This window comes from Kitasatospora xanthocidica, assembly GCF_014656195.1.
GTDB lineage: Bacteria > Actinomycetota > Actinomycetes > Streptomycetales > Streptomycetaceae > Kitasatospora > Kitasatospora xanthocidica.
In genome coordinates, this window is the sequence record NZ_BNBY01000013.1 from 107,261 (window position 1) to 128,041 (window position 20,781).

Below are 20,781 nucleotides of genomic sequence, written 5' to 3' on the forward strand. Positions count from 1 at the left end.
ATGGCGGTGGAGAAGCTCCTCGACGACCCGTCGAAGCTGGCGTCCATACGGGACACCGAGCCCTACGTCAGCAGGGACATGGGCGCACTGGACGACGTGTTCTCGACGGAGCTCGCGCAGCGGCTGCTCTTCGAACGCGGACTGCGCACCCCGTACATCCGGCTGTGGCGCCACGGCCAGGACATCGGCGTCCGCAACGCCGCCAAACCCGGGGACGACGGCTCCGACGAGCGCCGGGTGCTGTCCGGGCTCGTCGACCCGCGGTACGCCGTGGCGCAGATGGGGCAGGGCGCGACCCTGGTCTTCCAGGCGATGTCCACCTACTGCCCCGAGGTGGAGGCCTTCTGCACCGAACTGTCCGGCGAGATCGGCGTCCCCGTCGCCGCCAACGCCTTCCTGACCCCGCCGCACTCCAAGGGCGCCGAGGCGCACTACGACCTGGCCAGCATCTTCCTCCGGCAGCTGGCCGGCTCCAAGACCTGGCGGCTGCACGAGCCGCCGATGCAGTGGCCGGTGAACCGCTCCAAGCCGGGCGTCACCCCGAAGACCCCGCTGGCCCTGGAGGTCACCCTGCACGCCGGGGACTGCCTCTACCTGCCGCGCGGCTTCTACCACGAGGGCACCACGGCGGACGAGGGCTCCGTGCACATCGCGTTCTCCGACGGCGTCGAGGACACCTGGACCCAGATCCTGCACGACGTGCTGGACCTGGCGGTCGAGCGCAGCGCGGCGCTGCGCGGACGGCTGCCCAGCAAGGCCGAGGCGCTGAGCGGACAGTCGAAGGAGATCTGGCAGGAGGTCCGCAAGGACGTCTTCCACACCCTGGAGAACCTGGGCGACGAGGTGATCTCGGCCCTGATCGTGCGCCGGCTCCAGGCCCGCGAGCAGCAGCTCAAGAAGGCGGAGGAGTCCTCGCTCACCGAGATCCTCGGGGTCGGGGGCACGGGCGTCGGCGGCGCGGGCGGCGCCGGACCGTCCTCCGGCGCGGCCTGATGGGCACCGGACGGGACGAGGCCGTCCGGGTCGGCATGACCCCGGACGGCACCATGACCCTGGTCCGCAGCTACCACCGGGAGGTCCTCCGGCGCCTCGAACCGCTGCTGGGCGACGGACCGGCGCCCACCTGCCTGCACCCCGGCCTGGTCTGGGCCGCCACCCGGCCCGCCGCCGGGGACGCCGCCGGGCCCGCCGCCGGGGACGGCAGGCCGGAGGACCCCGCGGACGGACCCGCCCCGGACCCCGCCCGCACCGCCGAGCTGGTGCGGGAACTCTCCACCGCCGGTCTGATGCCCCCGCTGCGCCACCTCACCCCGGACGGCACGGCGGCCGACCCCGACTGGTGCCGCTGGGGCACCGGACAGCTCCAGGCCGACATCCGGCGGACCGGCGGCACCGGCGACGCCGACTTCGGCACGCTCGACCCCACCGAGGGCATCGCCACCCTGGAAGCCGCCCGCCAGACCCTGCGCAGGGTCTGGCCGGAGGCCGCCCTGGAGACGGACCTGCTGATCCGCGTCATCGTGTACGTGCGCGGCGGCGCCTTCCGCTCCGCCACGCTCCGCCCGACCTTCGGCGCCGTCTACCTCGGCACCTCCAGCGTCGAGAGCCCCGCCGCCGCCTTCGAGGCGCTGCTGCACGAGACCGGCCACCACGCGCTCTACCTGCGGAACTTCTTCGAGACGTACGTGACCAACGGCGACGTCCTGGTCAGCCACCCGCTGCGCCCCGACCCGCGGCCGGTCAGCGGGGCCGTCCACGCCGCGCACGTGCTCGCCCGGATGGCCCACGGGCTCGCCCGCTGGTCGGCCGAGCCGGACGCGCCGCCGGAGGCCGCCGCGCGCCGCGACGACGCCCTGCGGCGGCTCCGGGGGACGGTCGAGGCGCTGGAGCCGGCCGCCGAGTGGACGGACCGGGGCCGCGCCTGGTTCGACGACCTGCTCCGCTGGGAGAAGGAACTGACGGCGGCGCACCCGCTCTGACGCCGGCGCACCTGTGGCCCGGCCCGCCCCGGGATCAGGGGCGGGCCGGACGCGCGCCCACGACGAGCCACTGGGCCGGGAGGTCGATCCGCCGGCCGTCGGGGGCGGACTCGGTGGTGGCCAGCGGAAGGTCCCCGGAGGCGAGGACGGTGAGGCCCGCCGCCCGGAAGAGCTCGGCGAAGGCCTCGTCGGCGACCTCGCCGGGGGCGAGGCCGTGGGCGAAGACCGGGCGCAGCTTCGGCGGCGGCCCGGCGGGCCCCTGGGCGAGGTCCGACAGGACCTGCTTCGCGGCCGCGCGGAGCTCGACCACGAAGGCCCGGCCGCTCCCGCCGACCAGGGCGGCGACGGCCTCGGCGACCGGGCGGCGGTCGGCCGGCTCGCTCTGGTGGATCACCCCGCGCAGGTAGACGTTGGCGTCGCCGATGCGGTCGTGGAGCGCCCGGACGGCCTCCGCGTCGGTGGCGTCCAGCGGGGCGAACTCGGCCCGCCCGGCGGGATCCCGGCGCCTGGCCTTGTCGAGCGCGGCGGCGGACAGGTCGACGCCGAGGACCCGGGCGAACCGCTCGGCCAGGAAGCCGGTCTGGGTGCCGTTGCCGCAGCCCAGGTCGACGACGGGCAGCTCCGGGTCGGCCAGGTGGGGGTCGAACAGCGCGAGGTGGCGCTCCGCCGTCAGGGCGGGCGACGCGTCCCAGATCACCCCGCCCGGCTCCTCCGGCGCGTCCCGCCAGAACCCCTCCCAGGCGTCCCGGTACCGATTCGTCACGCTCATGGCGGAGACCTCCAGCTGTCACGCGTCGTCACTCACAGTGCCGGGACCGTGTCTATCGGTCCCGGGCCCCGGCGGCAAGCACCGTTCGGCGCAACACGGCCCCAGGTCTCAGGCCCCGGCGGCCCCGGCCCGGGCCAGGCGCAGCAGGTACGCGCCGGAGGCGGCGGCCAGGACGGCCATGCAGGCGGCGAAGACCAGGCCGGCGTGGGCCAGGCCGACCGGACCGGTCAGCAGGCCCACCCCGATCACCGGGACGGAGATGCCGAAGTAGGCGACCACGAACAGCGCCGAGAGGGCGCCGCCGCGGTGCTCGGCCGGGCTCGCGGCGGCGACCTCGCCGACCGCGCCGCGCAGCGCCATGCCCTGGCCCGCGCCGCCCACCAGGGCGCTGAGCACCAGCGGCGCGAGGACCGTCCAGGCGAGCGAGACGGCCAGCAGGGCCAGTCCGGCGATCAGCACCAGGCAGCCCAGCGGGATCGCCCGCGCGGTGCCCAGCCGGGGCACCAGCAGCTGGCCCAGGGTGGAGGCGAAGAACGCCGTGAAGACGATCAGGCCGACCACCGCGTGGTTGTGGACGCCCAGGTCGGTGCCGAGGAACGCGGGGCTGACCGAGGTGAAGACGCCCAGCAGGGCGAAGCCCGCGAACGCGGCGATCCCGGCCGGGACGAACACCCGGCGGACCTCCGGCGGCAGCGACGGCCGGTCGGGCCGCGCGGTGCGCAGCGGGCGGGCCCCGGCGACCGTCTCGGGCAGGCGCAGGGTGAGGGCGAAGGACCCGGCGACCAGCACCAGGTGCACCACGAACGGCAGCACCAGCGGGTCGGGCGCGTACTCGGCGAGCACGCCGGACAGCAGCGTCCCGCAGCCGAGCCCGCCCATGTTGGCGGCGGTCGCGACGAAGCCCGCCCGGGCCCGCCGCCCGGGCGGGGCGAGCTCCAGCACGTACGCGGTGCCGGTGCCGGTGAACAGGCCCGCCGAGAAGCCGGAGAGCAGCCGGCCGATCAGGAGCAGCGGCACGTCGTCCGCGGCGAGGAAGACGCCGGCGCTGCAGGCGGCGAAGCCCAGCCCGCAGAGCAGCACGGGCCGGCGCCCGACGGTGTCGGAGACGTTGCCGACGAGCAGCAGGACGCCGATGACGCCGAGGGCGTAGACGGCGAAGACGACCGTCACGGTCAGCTCGGAGAAGCCGATCTCGTCCTGGTAGAGCCCGTAGAGCGGCGTGGGCAGGGTGGTGCCGGCCATGCAGACGGCGAAGGCGGCGGCGGCCACCAGGTAGTGGAAGCGGCCCGTGGTCGGCCGGGCGGTCCGACGGTCGGTCATCCGCCCACGATAGGCACCCCGCCCGGCCGGGCCGGGCACCGCGCGACGGGCGCTGGGCCGAATGGCGGTCGGCGGGCCGGCGCCGCGGGCGGTGTGGACCCGGCCGGCCGCCCTCCGCCCCGAGCCGAAGGGCGCGCCGGTGCCGAAAGTGAGGAGCGACCGGCGACCGACGGAGGAGGGAGCGCCGGAGCGACGGGTGTCGGCGCCGGGTCCGAGCGCCCGGAGGCGAGCGGGCCAGTACCGGCCCGGGGACCCGCCCCGGGCCGGTGAGGGGGCCAGGGGCGGGTCGCCGGTGTCGGTGCCGCCGGTGCCGGGGCGGGCGGCGTCAGTAGGTGAGGAGGCCCGGGTCCGACAGGCCCGGGGCGCCGGTCTCGACGTGCCCGGCCAGGCGGCGGACGAAGTCGGCCGTCGCCGTGGAGGTGACGCTGACGTCGTACCAGCGACGGCAGCCGCTCAGGTCGACGGTGCACGTGACCGTCGCGCCCCGGCGGACGGTGACGGTCTGCGGGGCGCCGCCGTAGGCGTTGGTGACGGTGAGGACGGCGTCCGCGGTGCCCGCGTTGGTGAGGGTGAGGTCGAGGTTGCCGGTGGTCGGGTTGTGGCGCGCGGTGACCTCGGGGCCGGCCGTCTTGCCGGGGTTGCGGAAGCGGCGCAGGAAGCCGTTGGGGCCGTGCACGGTGAGGTCGGTGACGCCCTTGGAGTAGGTGGTGTTCCAGGTGTCGGAGATCGACTTGCCCGCCTCGGCCGTGTACGTCCACGGGCCGTCGGTGCGGTTGGCGGAGGTCACCAGGAACTGGCCGCCGGCCGCCGCGCCGCCGCTGAAGGTGAGCCGGTACTTGCCGGCGGCGGTGTCGGCCGCGCCGTCCGTGTACGGGGCGTACTTGAGCGGGCGGGTGGGCTTGGCGCCCGGCTCCTGCTTGGGCATGGTGCCGGTGGCGGGCGGGGTGGGCACGTAGTCGGGGTGCCGGTTGCGGTCCGGCGGGAGGTAGCCGGCGGTGGAGGGCAGCGAGGCCGGGGCGGGGTTGGAGGCGGTGAAGTCGAAGGCGGAGGTCAGGTCGCCGCAGACGGCGCGCCGCCACGGCGAGATGTTGGTCTCCAGCACGCCGAAGCGCCGCTCCATGAAGCGGATGATCGAGGTGTGGTCGAAGGTCTCCGAGCAGGTGTAGCCGCCGGTGCTCCAGGGCGAGACGACCAGCATCGGCACCCGCTGGCCGAGGCCGTAGGGGCCGGCCGCGTTGGAGGCGTTCCCGGCGAAGTGGTCGGCCGTGGTGGCGACGGTGGACAGGCCCTGGGAGGCGGAGGAGGGCGGGAACGGCGGCACGACGTGGTCGAAGAAGCCGTCGTTCTCGTCGTAGGTGATGAACAGCGCGGTGCGGGCCCACACGTCGGGGTTGGAGGTGAGCGCGTCCAGGACCTGCGAGACGTACCAGGCGCCGTAGTTGGCGGGCCAGTTGGGGTGCTCGGTGAAGGCCTCGGGGGCGGCGATCCAGGAGATCTGCGGCAGGGTGCCGGCCTGGACGTCGCGGCGCAGGCCGTCGAACAGGCCGTCGCCGGCCTTGGCGTTCGTGCCGGTGCGGGCCTTGTCGTAGAGCGGGTCGCCGGGCTTGGCGTTGCGGTAGTTGTTGAAGTAGAGCAGCGAGTTGTCGCCGTAGTTGCCGCGGTAGGCGTCGCCTATCCAGCCCCAGGAGCCGGCCGCGTCCAGGCCGTCGCCGATGTCCTGGTAGATCTTCCAGGAGACCCCGGCCTTCTCCAGCCGCTCGGGGTAGGTCGTCCAGCCGTACCCGGCCTCCTGGTTGCCGAGGACGGGGCCGCCGCCGGTGCCGTCGTTGCCGGTGAAGCCGGTCCACATGTAGTAGCGGTTGGGGTCGGTGGAGCCGATGAACGAGCAGTGGTAGGCGTCGCAGAGGGTGAAGGCGTCGGCGAGCGCGTAGTGGAACGGGATGTCCTGGCGGGTCAGGTAGGCCATGGTGGTGGCCGTCTTGGCGGGCACCCACTGGTCGTACTTGCCGTTGTTGAAGGCCTTGTGGCCGCCGGCCCAGTCGTGGTTGAGGTCCTGGACGAACTGCATGCCCAGGTCGTTCGCCTGGGGGCGGAACGGCAGCACCTCCTTCTTGGCGCTGTCCGTCTGGTGCCACACCGACCTGCCGCTCGGCAGGGTGACCGGGCGGGGGTCACCGAAGCCGCGGACGCCCTTCATGGCGCCGAAGTAGTGGTCGAAGGAACGGTTCTCCTGCATCAGGACGACGATGTGCTCGACGTCCTGGAGGGTGCCGGTGGCGCCCTGCGGGGCGATCGCGGCGGCCCGCGCGATGCTCTCCGAGAGCGTGGTGAACGCGGCGGTGGCGCCCGCGAGCTGGAGGAAACGACGACGGTTCAGCTCTGCCATGGGTGGGAGACCTCTGGGTGTCACGGGGTGGAGGACGGTGCCCCAAGGACAGCGCCTGCGGGGTACCTTCCGGCGGACCACTCATGACTGCCCGCTGTACGGCGGACGAACGCCTTGAGTTGTCTGAACACGTTCTGTCGGGCGGTGGCGTCCGGGCGGCCGCGCCGAGCCGGGTCGCCGCATGTGGTCGGAGCCACACCCAGCGTGGTGAGGGCAGGTCCTGACGGGCGTTAGCCTTGGGTCCCCGGGGCGGGCGGACCGTCCGGTCGACCCGAGGGGAACAGCGGAGTGGAGCACGACAGCCGGGTCCCGGCCGTGGTCGGACGGCAGCGGGAGACGGAACTGCTCACCGCGGCCCTCGTGCAGGCCGAGGACGGCGCCAGCGGGTCCACGGTGCTGCTGCGCGGCGAGGCCGGCGTCGGCAAGAGCACCCTGCTGGCCTGGGTCGAGCGCGCCGCCCGCGGCCGCGGGTTCACCGTGCTGCGGGCCGTCGGCACCGAAGCCGAGACGGACCTCGCCTTCGGCGCCCTCCACCAGGTGTTCTGGCCACTGCTCCAGCACTCCGAGGCGCTCTCCGCCCACCAGCGGGAGGCCCTGGAGAGCGCGCTCGGCGTCCGCTCCGGAACACCGAGCGGCTTCGCGGTCGGCGCCGCCGCCCTCGCCCTGCTGGAGGAGGCGGTGCGGACCGCCCCCGTCCTGCTGCTCCTGGACGACCTGCACTGGATCGACTCGTCGAGCGCGACCGTCTTCGCCTTCCTCCACCGGCGCAGCGCCGACCTGCCGATGGTGATCGTCGGCGCCTCCCGCCCCGACGGGCCGGCCGCGCAGACCTGGTCGGCCGAGGCCGTCGAGGTGCGGGCCCTGCCCGGGCCCGACGCGGCCCTGCTGCTCGGCACCTGCTACCCCGAACTCGCCGCACCCGCCCGGGACCGGGTCCTCGCGGAGGCGGCCGGCAACCCGCTGGCCCTGGTGGAACTGCCCCGCCAGCTCGCCACCGCCCAGCGGCGCGGCACCGCCCCGCTGCCCGAACGGCTGCCGCTGGGCCGGAAGCTGGAGCGGATGTTCGCCGACCGGCTCGGCGAGGTGACTCCGGAGGTCGGCCGCTTCCTGCTGCTCGGCGCCCTGGCCGGCTGCCCGGACTCCAGCAGCGGCGGCTGGCTGCGCGCCGTCGTGGACCGCGAGGCGGGCGAGGAGATCCTGGCCCGGATCGAGGCGGAAGGGCTGGCCCGGGTGGACCCGGCCGGGCGCCTGGTGTTCCGCCACCCCCTGGTGCGCACCGCCGTCGTCACGGCGGCCTCCGACACCGAACGCCGCGCGGCGCACCGCACCCTGTCCGAGGCCTTCGCGCCCGACGACCCCCGGCGGCTCACCCACGAGGCCTCCGCCGCGCTGCTGCCCGACGAGGACCTCGCGCACCGGCTCCAGGAGGCCGGCCGCGACCTCGCCCGCCGCGGCGGCGACGCGGAGGGCGCGCTGCTGCTCGAACGCGCCGCCGTCCTCAGCCCCAGCTCCTGCGACCGCGTCCGCAGGCTCACCTGGGCCGCCGTGATGTCGGCCCGCGGCGGGCAGCTGCGCCACACCGCCGCCCTGGTGGAGGAGCTGAAGAGCGACACCGTGCCGCCGGACGTCGCCCCGCTGTTCGCGTACGCCGTCGTCTACGCCGACCAGAGCCACCACGTCGACTTCGAGTCCTCCGCCGCCCTGCTGCCGGCGGCCCTCGACGCGCTCACCGCCCCCGGCGCCGACACCTTCGGCGGGCTGACCGAACAGGTCTACTTCAAGCTCCTGCTGGCCGCCACGTACACGGACGACCCGTGGGCCTGGCGGGCCCTGGAACGGCACCGGGACGAGGTCTCGGAGGCGGGCCGGCTCTGCCTGCGGGCCTGGACCGACCCGGGCCCGGACGCGGCCGTCACCCTGCGCGCCGTCGCCGAGGGCATGACGCAGGAGCAGGAGGCCGGCGCCGCCTGGCTGCTGCTGTGGACCGCCTCGGCGCTGGACTGCCCCGAGGGCGACCTGTGGCAGCGCTTCACCGGACTGCACGGCTACGCCACCCAGGGCTCGGTCGCCAAGGCCAAGTGCCACCAGGACTTCCTGCTCGGCGACTGGGACCGGGCCGCCGTCTGCCTGCGCGAGGCCGAGATCGCCGAGGAGCTCGGCTACCACACCAACGCCCTGATGTTCCGCCAGTACTACGCCCACTTCCTGGCCGGGCGCGGCGACGAGGAGGGGCTGCGCGAGATCGACCGGGCCATCCGGCCGACCGCGACCCGGGGGCGGCTGCGCTACGTCCTCGACCGGCTGACCCACCTGCGCGGACTGGCCGCGCTCGCCCACGGGCGGCACGAGGAGGCGTACGCGCACTTCTGCGAGCTCACCCCGCCCGGCCGGCCGCCGGGCGGCCCGCCCTGGCGCCACGCGCTCGTCCTCGACCTGGTCACCGCCGCCGTGCACACCGGCCGGCACGAGGAGGCCCGGGCCCACCTCGCGGCCGGCCGGGCCGCCCGCTCCGCAGAGATCTCCGCCCGCCACGCCTTCCTGTGCGCGGCGGCCACCGCGCTGGCCGCCGAGGACGAGGAGGCCGAGGCCGCCTACCGGGCCGCGTACGCCGTCCCGGACGCCGAACGATGGGTGTTCGACCTCGCGCGGCTGCGGCTCGCGCACGGCTCGTGGCTGCGCCGCCGCCACCGGCCCGGCGCCCGGGAGCCGCTGCGCGCCGCCCACCACGTGTTCCGCCGGCTCCGGGCGGACCCGTGGGCCCAGCGCTGCGAGGAGGAGCTGCGGGCCGCGGGGGAGCCGGTGGCGCCGCCGCCCGGCGTCCCGGCCGCGGAGCCGTCCGGCCTCACCGGACAGGAGCTGCGGATAGCCCGGCTTGCCGCGACCGGTCTCACCAACAAGGAGATCGGCCGTCAGCTGCAGCTGTCGCCCCGTACCGTCGCGGCTCACCTCTACAAGATCTTCCCGAAGCTCGGCATCACCTCCCGGGCCGCCATCGCCCACGCCCTCGACACCGCCTGACCTGCCCCGACGCCCGTCCGGCCCGGTACCGGAGCGGCCCGCGCCCGCCCCGGCCGGAAGGGCAGTCAGATGACCTAACCCCCCGCCGCGCCCGCACCCCACGCTGGGACCGCAGGGCTTCGGCGGACGGGAGGTCGGATGGACGAGCGGGTGACGACGGCGTCGGTCGCGGACGAGGAGAAGGCGGCGTACTGGACCGGGGCGCTGTCCCGGGCGGTGGTCCCGGTGGAGGTGCGCCCGCTCACCGGGCAGCCCTTCGACGGGCTGCTGGTCTCCCACCGGCTCGGCTACCTGCGGATCTCCACGCTGGAGGCGGACGCCGCCCGGGTCTCCCGCACGGCCGCGCTGATCGAACGGGCCCCGGGCGGCGAACCGCAGGTCGGCGTCGGCGTGCAGGAGACGGGCCGGGCCGTGCTGGAGCAGGACGGCCGCCAGGCCGAGGTGCCACCGGGCGGCCTCGTGCTGTACGACACGGCGCGCCCGTACGCCGTCCACTACCCGGAGCGGTTCCGCACCCACCTGTTCCACCTGCCGCGCCGGCTGCTGGGCGTGCCGGAACGGGACCTGCGGCAGGCGGCGGCGACGGCCGTCGGCCCCACGGAGGGCTGCGGACCGGTGATCCTGCCGTTCCTCGGCGTCCTCGCCGCCTCCGCGCACTCATACCCGGCGCCGGTCGGCGACCGGCTGGCGGGCAGCGTCGCGGACCTGCTGGGCACCCTGGTGGCCCAGCTGGCCGGCGCCCGGCCGGCGGGGGAGACCGACGCCCCCAACGCCCACCTGGTCCTCCGGGTGCGGGAGTACATCGACCGGCACCTGGCCGATCCGGAGCTGGCGCCCGAGCGGATCGCGCACGCCCACCACATCTCGGTGCGCTACCTGCACCGGATCTTCGAGGGCGAGGGGGTGACGGTGAGCCGGCTGATCCACCGGCGCCGGCTGGAGGCGTGCGCCCGCGAACTGGCCCGCCGCGGCAGCACCGCGCCGACCGTCTCGGCGGTCGCCCAGCGGTGGGGCTTCGTCAACCCGGCGCACTTCAGCCGCACCTTCCGCGCCGCGTACGGCGTCTCCCCCCGGGAGTGGCGCGAGGCGCCGGCCGGCGCGGCCGGCTGACGCACCGGCGGCCGGGCGCCGGACGCGGGCCGGGTCAGGCTGGCGGCGCGCCCCCGCCCCCGCAGTACGGCCGGGCGGCGCCCCCCGGAGGCGCGCCGGGCAGCCGACCGGCGCCCCGGGTACCCGCACCGGCGCGTCCACCGACCGAAGCCAGGAGCGAAGCGTTGTCCGACCCCACCCCCCTGCCCGACCGGCGACCGGTCCTCGACCGGGCGCTCCAGGAGTTCCTGGACGCCCGGGCCGGCCGGTCCGCGACGGAACCCCCGGACCTCTCCTTCCTCGCCCCGGGCGGAGCGGAGGACGGGCCCGCGGCCGGACCCGAGCCCGGCGGGCCCGGCGCCGGGTGGGAGGAGCAGCCGGAGGACCCGGACGACCCCCACGGCACCGCCACGGAGTGGCTCGCCCTGCCCTGCGGACCGACCGGACGGGTCCACGTCCGGATCACCAGACCGGTCGGCGCCCACCGGCCGTCCCCCGTGGTGCTGTTCCTGCCCGGCCTCGGCTGGTCGCCCGGCGAGGCCGCCTGGCACGCCCCGCTGGTCCGGGAGTTCGCACTGGGCGCCGACGCCGCCGTGGTCTGCGTGGACTACGCCCGGTCGCCCGGGGCCCGCTACCCGGTGGCCGTCGAGCAGTGCTACGCCGTGGCCCGGTGGATCCACGCGTACGGCCACGAGCTCGGGCTGGAGGGCGGCCGCATCGCCGCCGTCGGCGACTCCGCCGGGGCCAACCTGGTGGCGGCGCTGACCCTGCTGGCCCGCCGGCGCGGGGACCTCCGGCTGGTCCACCAGGTGCTGCTCTGCCCGGTCACCGACGCCGACTTCGACACCCCGTCCTACCGCCGGTTCGCGACCGGCTACTTCCTGCACCGCGACCACATGCGCCGGTTCTGGGACGACTACCTGCCGGAACCGCGGCAACGGACCGAGGCGACCGCCGCGCCCCTGCGGGCCACCCTGGACCAGCTCACCGGGCTGCCGCCCGCGCTCGTCGTCACCGCCGAGGCCGACGTGCTGCGGGACGAGGGCGAGGCCTACGCGGCCAGGCTCCGGGCGGCGGGCGTACCGGTGGTGGCGACGCGCTACCAGGGCGCCGTGCACGGCTTCCTGCTGCTCGCCGGACACTGCCCGACCGGCACCGCCCGGGCCGCGCTGATCCAGATCGTCGACACCGTGCACATGGCGCTGCACGGCCGGTCCTGGTGACCCCGGCCCCAGGGCCCGTCTTCGAACCCCCGCCCCGCCCTTCCCGCCCGACCTCACCGCCCGTCCCCGATCACGCGGCGCCGGACCGGCCCCGCCCGGCCGGCAGCCACCAGAGGAGCACCGATGCCCGTCGTCCTCGACACCGCCGAGATACCGCCCGCCGACCGCGCGGAGTACTGGCACGAGGCCGTCTCCCGCACCTTCATCCCGCTCGACGTGGCCCTGCTCGACAGCGCGCCCGCCCCCGCGACGATCACCAGCCACCGGCTGGGCGACCTCCAGGTCTGCCGGGTGGCGGCCGGGCCGCAGCGGGTCGAGCGCAGCGCCGGGCTGATCGCCCGCGGCGGGGAGGACCACCTCACCCTGGCGCTCCAGCACCGCGGCACCGCCCGCCTGGCCCAGGACGGCCACCGGGTCGTGCTGCGGCCGGGCACCTTCGCGGTCTCCGACGCCGGCCGGCCGTTCGCCAAGGAACTGCCCGACCCGTTCGCCTTCACCGCCCTGCACTGGCCGCGCTCGGCCGTCGGCGTCTCCGAGGAGGACCTGCGGGTGCTGACCACGACGGTCTTCGACACCGCCGACGGCACCGCCCGGCTGGTCGCCGCGTACCTGGACTGCCTCTCCCGCTCGGCCGGCACGATGGCGCCGCAGCAGGCGGCCTGGCTGGCTACCACGGCGCTGGACCTGCTCGCGGTGCTCGCCCACGAACGCCGCGGCCGGTCCGTCCCGGAGGCCCCCGAGGCGGCCCTGGCCACCCTCGCCCGGGTGAAGGACCACATCCTGCGCCACCTCGGGGACCCGGACCTCTCCCCGGAGCGGATCGCGGCCGCCCACCACGTGTCGGTGCGCCACCTGCACAAGCTCTTCCGCTTCGAGGGGGTCACGGTGGCCCGCTGGATCCAGCACCGGCGGCTGGAGCTGTGCCGCCGCGACCTGGCCCGCCGTACGGCCGACCGGGCCACGGTGGCGGCGGTCGCGGGCCGCTGGGGCTTCGTGAGCGCCAGTCACTTCAGCCGGGCGTTCCGGGCCGCCTACGGGGTCTCCCCGCGCGAGTGGCAGGCCTACGCCGGGGCGGGCCTCACGCCCGGCACCGTACGGCTGTCGCCCTCGGCCGACCGCCCCGGGCCGGGCGCCGCCCCGTCCGGGTACGGCGTCGCCGTGTGAGACCCGGGACGTGGCGACGGGCCGACGCGGCGACGGGCCGCCGGGCGTCGGTGCGCCCGACGGCCCGTCGGCGTTCGGTGGTGCGTCCGGCCGGTCAGCCGGTCAGCCGGTGCGCGGATGCCCGGCTTGACCCCGGCTCACCTGGCTCACGTGGCTCACTTGGCCAGGAAGGCGAGGAGCGCCGTGTTGACCTCCTCCGCGTGGGTCCACAGCAGGCCGTGCGGGGCGCCCTCGATCTCCACGTACTCGGCGGAGGGCAGCGCCCGGTGGAACGGCCGGCCGGTGTTGTCGACGGGCAGGATGCGGTCGCCCGTCCCGTGCAGGATCAGGGCCGGCACGTCGACGGCCGGGATGTCGGCCCGGAAGTCGGTGTACCAGGTCGACGGCGCGGCCGCCGCGGCGAAGAAGCCGCCGCCCGCCGCGACGCTCCAGCTGTTGCGGACGGCCTCCTCGCTGATCCGGGTGCCGAGGTTCTCGTCCAGGTTGTAGAAGTCCTTGTAGAAGTCGGTGTAGTACGCGTAGCGGTCGGCCTTCACCGCCGCGACGATGCCGTCGAAGAACTCCTTCGGCGCGGCCCCGTCCGGGTTGTCGTCGCTCTTCAGCAGGCAGGGCTCAAGGGAGGCCAGGAACGCGACCTTGGCGATCCGGGCCGAGCCGTAGGCGGACACGTACCGGGCGACCTCGCCGGTGCCCATCGAGAAGCCGACCAGCACCGCGTCCCGCAGGTCCAGGGTCTCCAGCACGGTGTTCAGGTCGGCCGCGAAGGTGTCGTAGTCGTAGCCGGTCGTCGGCTGGGACGACTGGCCGAAGCCCCGGCGGTCATAGGTGATCACCCGGTAGCCGGCGTCGAGCAGCACGGCGCTCTGCCGCTCCCAGGAGTGCCCGTCCAACGGGAAACCGTGGATCAGGACGACCGGCTGCCCGGTGCCGTGGTCCTCGTAGTAGAGGTCGATGGGGGTGGAGTTCTCCTGGCCGACGGTGATGAACGCCATGGGGCCCTTCTCTCTCGGTGCGCTTCGTACGGTCCATGCGGTGCGGTGCGGCGTGTGGGCCGCTCCGCAGCACACGCTAGGCCCGGGCGTGTGCGGACGGTTTCCGCTGCGGGCACGGCGTGTCGTCCGAGAGCGCCCGGCACCGGCACGGCACCGGTGCCGGGCCGTCAGTGGTCGGTCTCCCAGCGTGCTTCGAGGGCGGTGGTGCCGTCCGGCCGGGTGACGGGGTACCAGCGGGCGTGCGGCCGGGCCGGGCGGGGCGCGCCCAGGGCGCCGAGGACGGAGCTGTCCAGCGGGCTGGCGGACAGTCGGTCCAGGACCCGGGCGAGCGCGGTGCGCAGGCCGCGGCTGCGGTGGCGGACGTCGGGGACGACGGAATGGAACGCTGCGCTGACGGACATGCGGCTCACCTCCGGGACGGCCTGCGGACCTGCAGGGACGTCCAGCTTCCACCCGTCCGCCCGGGCCGGGGCCCGGATTGACGGGCTGTTGACGCTCCGCTGACGGGCTGCTGACGGGCCGCCGGCGGGCCGCTGACGCCGGTGCACGGGGCGGGGAGGCCGCGGGGAGGCCGCGGGGAGGCCACCGGGAGGTTCGGTGGTGGTCGGAGGAGGCCGGGGAGCCCGAACCACCCGTCTGTATCATCTGTTCGCACGCAGCGGCAGGGGGCAGGGGCGACGTGGAGACGGTGGGGCCGAACGGGCCGGCGCAGGTGGGCCCGTTCCGGGTACTGGCGGTGCTCGGACAGGGCGGAATGGGCCGGGTGCTGCTGGGGGTGTCGCCGGACGGGCGGCCCGCGGCGGTCAAGCAGGTGCACGCGGAGTTCGCCGAGGACGAGGGGTTCCGGGTCCGGTTCCGGCGTGAGGTGGAGGCCTCGCGACGGGTCTCCGGCGGGTACACGGCGGCGGTGATCGCGGCCGACCCGGAGGCCGAAACCCCTTGGCTGGCCTCGCAGTTCGTGCCGGGGCCGGCGTTGGACCAGGCGCTGCGGGCGGCCGGGGCGCTGCCCGAGGAGTCGGTGCGGCGGCTGGCGGCCGGGCTGGCCCAGGCGCTGGTCGACGTGCACCGGGCGGGGCTGATCCACCGGGACCTCAAGCCCTCCAACGTGCTGCTCGCCGAGGACGGCGTCCGGGTGATCGACTTCGGGATCGCGCGGGCGGCGGAGGGCCAGGACACCAAGCTCACCCGCACCGGGGCGATGATCGGCTCGCCCGGCTACATGTCGCCCGAGCAGGTCGAGGGGCGCGAACTGACGCCCGCCAGCGACGTGTTCTCGCTCGGCGCGACCCTGGCGGTGGCCTGTACGGGGCGGCCGGCGTTCACCGGGGAGTCGCTGCCGCGGATCCTCTTCAACGTGCTGCACGCGGAGCCCGACCTGGCCGACGTCCCGGAGCGGCTGCGGCCGCTGCTCGCGGCCTGCCTGGCCAAGGATCCGGCCGCCCGGCCGACCCCGCAGGGGGTGCTCGCGGCGGTCGGGCTGATCGCGCCCTCGGCGCGGCCGTGGCCGGAGGCCGTGCACGGGCTGCTGGCGGCGCAGGCGGCGGAGATCGCCGGGCTGCTGGGGGCTGCCCCGGCGGTCGCCCCGCCGGTTCCGACGGCGGTGGACGCGGCCGCCACGGTGTCCGCCGCTCCCACGCTTCCCACGGTGTCCGCGGACCCCCTGGCGTCCGGCCTGGGCCCGACCGAGCCGCAGGCGCGGCCGGTCCGGCGCCGCGGCCGGCGGATCGCCCTGGTGGCGGGCGCGGTCGTGCTGGCGCTGGCCGGGGTGGCGGGCGGCCTGGTCGCCACCGGCGTGGTGGACCTCCACCCGGAACCCGTCCCGACCCCGGGCAACGTCCCGCTCTCCCAGGTCAAGGACGCGTACGCGGCCGTGGCGCCGAGCTGTGTGGACGCCGCCAAGGTGACTGCGCCGGCGGACTTCGGGCCGCCCGCCGGCAACCCCGGCACCTTCCAGATGACGGACGAGAACGGCAAGCACCCGTCGAAGTTCTGCGACTGGAACACGCGCTCCGGCGACAAGATCCAGATCGCCTGGGACGTCTTCCCGAGCATCCCCGGCGGGAAGACCGGCGCCGAACGGGCGAAGCAGCACTACGAGGGCCTCTACATGGGCGGCCGGACGCGTGACACCGGCATCACCTTCGCCGAAGAGGCCTTCTGGCTGCCGAATAAGAACCTGGACCTGAACAACTGCGTGCTCTACGTCCGGGACGTCAACCTGTACGTGTTCGTCGCCGTGACCGGTGCCACCTACCCGCGCGGCCGCTGCGAGGAGATGACCAAGGCCCTCGCCGAGGGCGCCGTGAAGGTCGCGAAGGACGTCAGCGCCCACGGATCGGTGCCCGACACCACCCTCACCCCGACGGCGGTGCGGTGATGGCGACCGCGATGAGGCCCCGCCGGGACTCGGACCCGGCCGAGGTCGGCCCGTACCGGGTCCTCGCCGAACTGGGGCGCGGCGGGATGGGCCGGGTGCTGCTGGGCGCCGCGCCGGACGGGCGGCTGGTGGCGGTCAAGCGGGTGCACGACCGGTTCGCCGCCGACGACGGCTTCCGGGCCAGGTTCCGGCGCGAGGCCGGCGCCTCCCGCCGGGTGTCCGGGGCGTACACGGCTGCCGTGATGGACGCCGACGTCGACGCGCCGACGCCCTGGCTGGCCTCGGTGTTCGTGGTCGGGCCCTCGCTCGGCGCCGCCGTCGAGGCCGCCGGACCGCTGCCCGAGGACGCCGTGCACCGGCTCGCCGTCGGACTGGCCACGGCGCTGGTGGAGATCCACCGGGCCGGGCTGATCCACCGGGACCTCAAGCCGGAGAACGTGCTGCTCGCCGAGGACGGCGTGCGCGTCATCGACTTCGGGATCGCCCGGGCGGCCGAGGACGACGCCGAACTCACCCACACCGGCGGCGTGATCGGCTCGCCCGCGTACATGTCGCCCGAGCAGGCCGAGGGCCGGGCGCTCACCCCGGCCGCCGACGTGTTCTCGCTCGGCTCGGTGCTGGCGCTCGCCCTGACCGGCCGCAGCCCCTTCGCCGGGGCCTCCACCCTGCAGACCCTGTACAACGTGGTGCACACCGAGCCGGACCTCACCGCCGTACCGGCCGCCACCCGGCCGCTGCTCGCGGCCTGCCTGGCCAAGGACCCGGCCGCCCGCCCGACCCCGGCGCGGCTGCTCGACCTCCTCGGCCCGGTCGCCCCGGCGGCCCGGCAGTGGCCGGCGGCGGTGCACCGGCTGATCACCGAGCAGCAGACGGCGGTGGACGCGCTGCTCGCGGGCCCCCGGGCCGCCGTGCCGCCGCGCCCCCGGGGCGGCGAGCCCACCTCCTACCACCTGGCGGCGCCCGGGGGCACCGCCCTGGCCACGGCGCTGGACCGGAGGCTTCCCACCCCCGCCCCCAACGCCGTGGCACCCGCCGACACCCCGCCCCGGCGGTCGCGCCGGACCGCCGCCGTCCTGGTGACCGCCGCGGTCGTGGCCGCGGCGGGCGTCGGCGGCTACCTGTGGCTGCGTGATCCGGGCGATCCGGACGGCCCGGCCGTCCCGGACAAGTACCTCAAGGCGCCGGTCTGCGCGGAGATCACCGGGAAGCTCCCGCTCCCGCCCGCCGAGCGCAAGCCGGAGAAGGACGTCTACTCCGAGCGGTCCTCCACCGCCGAGACCGTGTGCCACTGGTACGGCACGTCGGTCGTCGGCGGTCTGACCTACGAGGACCAGGAGCCGTCCGCGATGCTCCGCTGGAGGCTCCAGCGCAGCGCGGGGAGCGCGGACAACGCGACCCAGGTCCAGCACAAGGACTTCCGGGCACTGGTGGACGGCCGGCGGAGCGCGAGCGGCGTCGGCATCGGCGAGGAGGCGTACTGGGACCAGCCGATCAGGGGCGCGAACTGCTCCCTGGCCGTCCGCGACGGGAACCTGATCTTCTCGGTCGACCTCGGCGGCACGGACCACCCGGCGGACCGCTGCGAGGCGGACGCCGCGACGGTCGCCCGGGCGGCCCTCGCCGCGATGCCGCACTGAGGCCCTCTCGCCGACGAGCCCTCCCCGGAGCGCCGCGGGCCGCGGCACCCCCGTGACCGCGGCCCGCGGTGCGACCCCGGCCCGGGCTGGTCGGGCCCCGCGGGGCACGTGAGGGCGCGGGGGCCGGCAGGTGCCTCCTGGGGCGGGTCCGTCGGGTGTTCATCCTCCGTGCGGGGCGGTCGGCAGCGCCACGACGTTGACCTGACGTTGACCCGTCATTGTCCTGACACTTCGCCCCGCTCCCGCTACGCTCGTTCGCGGTCCGCGTCGGAGTGGCGGTGCGGAGTGGCCGCATGCCGAGGCCGGGGGACCGGGGGGATGCGTGGGGGCTGCGGTGTTCGCCGAACTGTTGCGGGAGCGACGACTGTCGGCGGGGTGGAGTCAGGACGAACTCGCCGGTCGCTCGGGCGTCTCGGCCCGGTCGATCAGCGCACTGGAGGCCGGTGGGCGGCGGCCGCGGATGTCCTCGGTGGTCCGGCTCGCCGAGGCGCTCGGCGTCGACCCGGACACCCGGGCCCGGTGGCTGGCGGCGGCCCGGGACGCGGGCGCCGAGGAGCCGGGCGGAGCGGACGCCCCGGCCGGTGCCCGGCCGTCCGGTGGCCGGGAGTCCGGTACGGCGGACTCCCCGCCGTTCCCGCGCTCCCCGGCCGGGCCGGGCGGGCCGACCGTGCCGCAGCAATTACCCATGGCCATCCGGCACTTCACCGGCCGGTCCCGGGAACTCCAGGCGCTCGACGAGCTGCTGGGCGACCGGATCCCCGGCTGCGGCGCGGTCGTGATCTCGGCCATCGCCGGCACCGCGGGCGTCGGCAAGACCACCCTCGCCGTGCACTTCGCCCACCGGGTGGCCGAGCGCTTCCCCGACGGGCAGCTCTTCGCCAACCTGCGCGGCTTCGACCCGGCCAGGGCCCCGCTCGACGCCGCCGACGTGGCACGCGGCTTCCTGGACGCGCTCGGGGTCCCGGCCCCGCGCATCCCCGCCGACCCGGACGGGCAGCTCGCGCTGCTGCGCAGCCGGCTGGCCGGCACCCGGACGCTGATCGTCCTCGACAACGCCCGCGAGGCGGAACAGGTCCGTCCGCTGCTGCCCGGCTCGGACACCTGCCTGGTCATGGTCACCAGCCGGAACCGGATGCCCGGACTGGTCGCCCTGGACGGCGCCGTCCCGCTGGCCCTCGACGTGCTCTCCCACGCCGAGGCCCGGGAACTGCTCGCCCGCCGCCTGGGCGCCACGCCCGTCGAGGAACAGCCGGACGCCACCGACGAACTGATCGAACTGTGCGCCCGGCTGCCGCTGGCCCTGAACATCGCCGCCGCCCGGGCGGCCGACCACCCGGGTACCCCGCTCGGCGTCTGGGCCCGCGAACTGCGCGACTCCCGCGCGCGCCTGGACCTGCTCTCCACCGGCGACGACCACGCGGACGTCCGGGTGGTGCTCTCCTGGTCCTACCGCGCCCTGGACCCCGGCGCCGCCCGGCTGTTCCGGCTGCTCGGCCTTCACCCCGGCCCGTACATCGGCACGGCCGCGGCCGCGAGCCTCGCGGGCCTGCCGCTGCCCGAGGCCCGCCGGCTGCTGGCGGACCTGCACCGGGCCCACCTGATCGCCGAGACGGACCGGGACCGCTACACCCTGCACGACCTGCTGCGCGCCTACGCCGCCGAACGGGCCGCCGCCGACGAGCCCGCGCCGGAGCGGGCCGGGGCGACCCTGCGGGTGCTCGACCACTACCTCCACACCGCGCACCGCGCCGGCTGCCTGGCCTACGCCGACGACGCCTCCTGGCAGCCGCTGCCCCTCGCCGAGCCGGCCGCCGGGGTCGGGCCCGAGGAGCTCACCGACCGGGCGCAGGCGCTCGCCTGGTACCGGGGTGAGCAGCCGGTGCTCGAACGGGTCGTCGACCTGGCCCACCGGGAGGGGCTCGACGGGCACGCCTGGCAGCTCGTCGACGCGCAGGTGTCCTACCTGCTCAAGTCGGGCCTGTGGCAGCAGTGGCAGCGGGCCAGCGAGACCGCGCTCGCCGCCGCCGAGCGCACCGGGGACCTCCGCGGCCAGGCCCAGGCGCGCCGCTGGCTCGGCCAGGTGCACCGCTCCCAGGGCCGCCAGCCCGAGGCCCGGCACGAACTGCGCCTGGCCCTCGACCTGTTCGAGGCGCTCGGGGACCGGCCGCGGCAGGGCAGGACCAGGCTCGACCTCGCCCTCGCCCTCGGCGAGGAACAGGCCAACGCCGAGGCGGTGGCGGAGTCCCGCCGGGCCCTGGAACTGTTCCGGACCATCGAGGACCGCAACGGCCAGGCCCTCGCGCTCAACAGCATCGGCTGGTATCTGACGCACCAGGGCGAGCCGCGCGAGGGGCTCGCCGCGTGCCGGCACGCCCTGGAGCTGGCCCGGGAGACCGGCAACCTCCCCGCCCAGTCGTCGATCCGGGACAGCATAGGGTTCATCCACCACCAGCTCGGCGAGTACCGGGAGGCCCTCCCCGCCTACCAGGAGTCGCTGCGACTGCGGCAGGAGGTCGGCGACTACTTCCTCCAGGCCGACATCCACACCCACATCGGCGACACCCACCTCGCCCTCGGGGACACCGGCGCCGCCCGGGCCTCCTGGCTGCGGGGCCTGGCCATCCTGGAGCACCTGCAGCACCGCGACGCCGACGCCGTCCGGGCCCGGCTGGACGCCCTCCCGGACCCTGACCTGGACCGGGAACCGGACCCGGACCAGGAACCGGACCCCGGGCCTCCCGTCGAAGCCTGAACCCGGGCCGCCCGCCGACCGCTGAACCGGACCGCCCCCGCCGTCCGTAGCACCGAAGAGGGCGCGCACCGTCCG

The 20,781-nt window shown here is 76.0% G+C and carries 14 protein-coding genes; 9 read left to right on the forward strand and 5 right to left on the reverse strand.

The annotated features are described in order from the left end of the window. Positions 1 to 993 (forward strand): JmjC domain-containing protein, encoded by a 993-nt coding sequence (locus tag IE332_RS23130; RefSeq protein ID WP_189919633.1) that lies wholly within the window; start codon positions 1 to 3, stop codon positions 991 to 993. Continuing rightward, entirely contained in the window at positions 993 to 1,979 is a 987-nt protein-coding gene (locus IE332_RS23135) for an aKG-HExxH-type peptide beta-hydroxylase (RefSeq protein WP_189919635.1), read from the forward strand. The genes IE332_RS23130 and IE332_RS23135 overlap by 1 nt, the downstream gene beginning before the upstream one ends. A gap of 34 nt (positions 1,980 to 2,013) precedes the next feature. On the opposite strand, the gene IE332_RS23140 is transcribed toward IE332_RS23135, so the two are convergent. From IE332_RS23140 to IE332_RS23150, 3 genes are all read right to left on the reverse strand, one after another. Next, complete coding sequence (locus tag IE332_RS23140; RefSeq protein WP_189919637.1) at positions 2,014 to 2,748, reverse strand: class I SAM-dependent methyltransferase; 735 nt, start codon at positions 2,746 to 2,748, stop codon at positions 2,014 to 2,016. Between the two features lie 108 nt (positions 2,749 to 2,856). Then, positions 2,857 to 4,068, reverse strand: coding sequence for an MFS transporter (locus tag IE332_RS23145; protein WP_189919639.1), 1,212 nt, complete (start codon positions 4,066 to 4,068; stop codon positions 2,857 to 2,859). Positions 4,069 to 4,393: 325 nt separating this feature from the next. After that, positions 4,394 to 6,454 carry a phosphocholine-specific phospholipase C gene (locus tag IE332_RS23150; RefSeq protein ID WP_189919641.1) on the reverse strand — a complete coding sequence of 687 codons (2,061 nt, stop codon included), beginning with the start codon at positions 6,452 to 6,454 and terminating at the stop codon, positions 4,394 to 4,396. Positions 6,455 to 6,742: 288 nt separating this feature from the next. Between IE332_RS23150 and IE332_RS23155 the strand changes: the two genes are divergently transcribed. The 4 genes from IE332_RS23155 to IE332_RS23170 all read left to right on the forward strand — a co-directional run bounded on the left by IE332_RS23155 (position 6,743) and on the right by IE332_RS23170 (position 12,948). Then, the gene (locus IE332_RS23155; protein WP_189919643.1) at positions 6,743 to 9,472 is read left to right on the forward strand and encodes a BREX system ATP-binding domain-containing protein; all 2,730 of its coding nucleotides are present in this window, start codon (positions 6,743 to 6,745) and stop codon (positions 9,470 to 9,472) included. A gap of 138 nt (positions 9,473 to 9,610) precedes the next feature. After that, positions 9,611 to 10,582, forward strand: coding sequence for an AraC-like ligand-binding domain-containing protein (locus IE332_RS23160; RefSeq protein WP_189919644.1), 972 nt, complete (start codon positions 9,611 to 9,613; stop codon positions 10,580 to 10,582). Between the two features lie 164 nt (positions 10,583 to 10,746). Then, complete coding sequence (locus IE332_RS23165; protein ID WP_189919646.1) at positions 10,747 to 11,784, forward strand: alpha/beta hydrolase; 1,038 nt, start codon at positions 10,747 to 10,749, stop codon at positions 11,782 to 11,784. 123 nt (positions 11,785 to 11,907) lie between these two features. Further along, positions 11,908 to 12,948, forward strand: a complete 1,041-nt coding sequence (locus IE332_RS23170; protein WP_189919648.1) for an AraC-like ligand-binding domain-containing protein — start codon at positions 11,908 to 11,910, stop codon at positions 12,946 to 12,948. A 155-nt stretch (positions 12,949 to 13,103) separates the two neighbouring features. Here the strand turns inward: IE332_RS23170 and IE332_RS23175 are convergent, their stop codons facing one another. Together IE332_RS23175 and IE332_RS23180 are read right to left on the reverse strand one after the other, a co-directional pair. Then, positions 13,104 to 13,940, reverse strand: a complete 837-nt coding sequence (locus tag IE332_RS23175; protein ID WP_189919650.1) for an alpha/beta fold hydrolase — start codon at positions 13,938 to 13,940, stop codon at positions 13,104 to 13,106. A 167-nt stretch (positions 13,941 to 14,107) separates the two neighbouring features. Further along, a complete protein-coding gene (locus IE332_RS23180) occupies positions 14,108 to 14,341 on the reverse strand; it encodes a hypothetical protein (protein ID WP_189919652.1) in 234 nt (77 codons plus the stop codon). Between the two features lie 278 nt (positions 14,342 to 14,619). Here IE332_RS23180 and IE332_RS23185 point away from each other — a divergent pair, with 278 nt between their 5' ends. From IE332_RS23185 to IE332_RS23195, 3 genes are all read left to right on the forward strand, one after another. Further along, positions 14,620 to 16,317: a serine/threonine-protein kinase gene (locus IE332_RS23185; RefSeq protein WP_189919654.1), complete on the forward strand. Its 1,698-nt coding sequence runs from the start codon at positions 14,620 to 14,622 to the stop codon at positions 16,315 to 16,317. Next, positions 16,317 to 17,954, forward strand: coding sequence for a serine/threonine-protein kinase (locus tag IE332_RS23190; RefSeq protein WP_229928842.1), 1,638 nt, complete (start codon positions 16,317 to 16,319; stop codon positions 17,952 to 17,954). The genes IE332_RS23185 and IE332_RS23190 overlap by 1 nt, the downstream gene beginning before the upstream one ends. Positions 17,955 to 18,288: 334 nt before the next feature. Next, positions 18,289 to 20,706, forward strand: a complete 2,418-nt coding sequence (locus tag IE332_RS23195; RefSeq protein WP_189919656.1) for an ATP-binding protein — start codon at positions 18,289 to 18,291, stop codon at positions 20,704 to 20,706. Positions 20,707 to 20,781 lie beyond the last annotated feature (75 nt).

Bases quoted from the DNA above. Each gene is read 5' to 3' on its own strand.
- IE332_RS23135 (WP_189919635.1), top strand. From the start codon at position 993: ATGGGCACCGGACGGGACGAGGCCGTCCGGGTCGGCATGACCCCGGAC.
- IE332_RS23190 (WP_229928842.1), top strand. From the start codon at position 16,317: ATGGCGACCGCGATGAGGCCCCGCCGGGACTCGGACCCGGCCGAGGTC.
- IE332_RS23180 (WP_189919652.1), bottom strand. From the start codon at position 14,341: ATGTCCGTCAGCGCAGCGTTCCATTCCGTCGTCCCCGACGTCCGCCAC.
- IE332_RS23175 (WP_189919650.1), bottom strand. From the start codon at position 13,940: ATGGCGTTCATCACCGTCGGCCAGGAGAACTCCACCCCCATCGACCTC.
- IE332_RS23150 (WP_189919641.1), bottom strand. From the start codon at position 6,454: ATGGCAGAGCTGAACCGTCGTCGTTTCCTCCAGCTCGCGGGCGCCACC.
- IE332_RS23160 (WP_189919644.1), top strand. From the start codon at position 9,611: ATGGACGAGCGGGTGACGACGGCGTCGGTCGCGGACGAGGAGAAGGCG.
- IE332_RS23145 (WP_189919639.1), bottom strand. From the start codon at position 4,068: ATGACCGACCGTCGGACCGCCCGGCCGACCACGGGCCGCTTCCACTAC.
- IE332_RS23130 (WP_189919633.1), top strand. From the start codon at position 1: ATGGCGGTGGAGAAGCTCCTCGACGACCCGTCGAAGCTGGCGTCCATA.
- IE332_RS23170 (WP_189919648.1), top strand. From the start codon at position 11,908: ATGCCCGTCGTCCTCGACACCGCCGAGATACCGCCCGCCGACCGCGCG.
- IE332_RS23140 (WP_189919637.1), bottom strand. From the start codon at position 2,748: ATGAGCGTGACGAATCGGTACCGGGACGCCTGGGAGGGGTTCTGGCGG.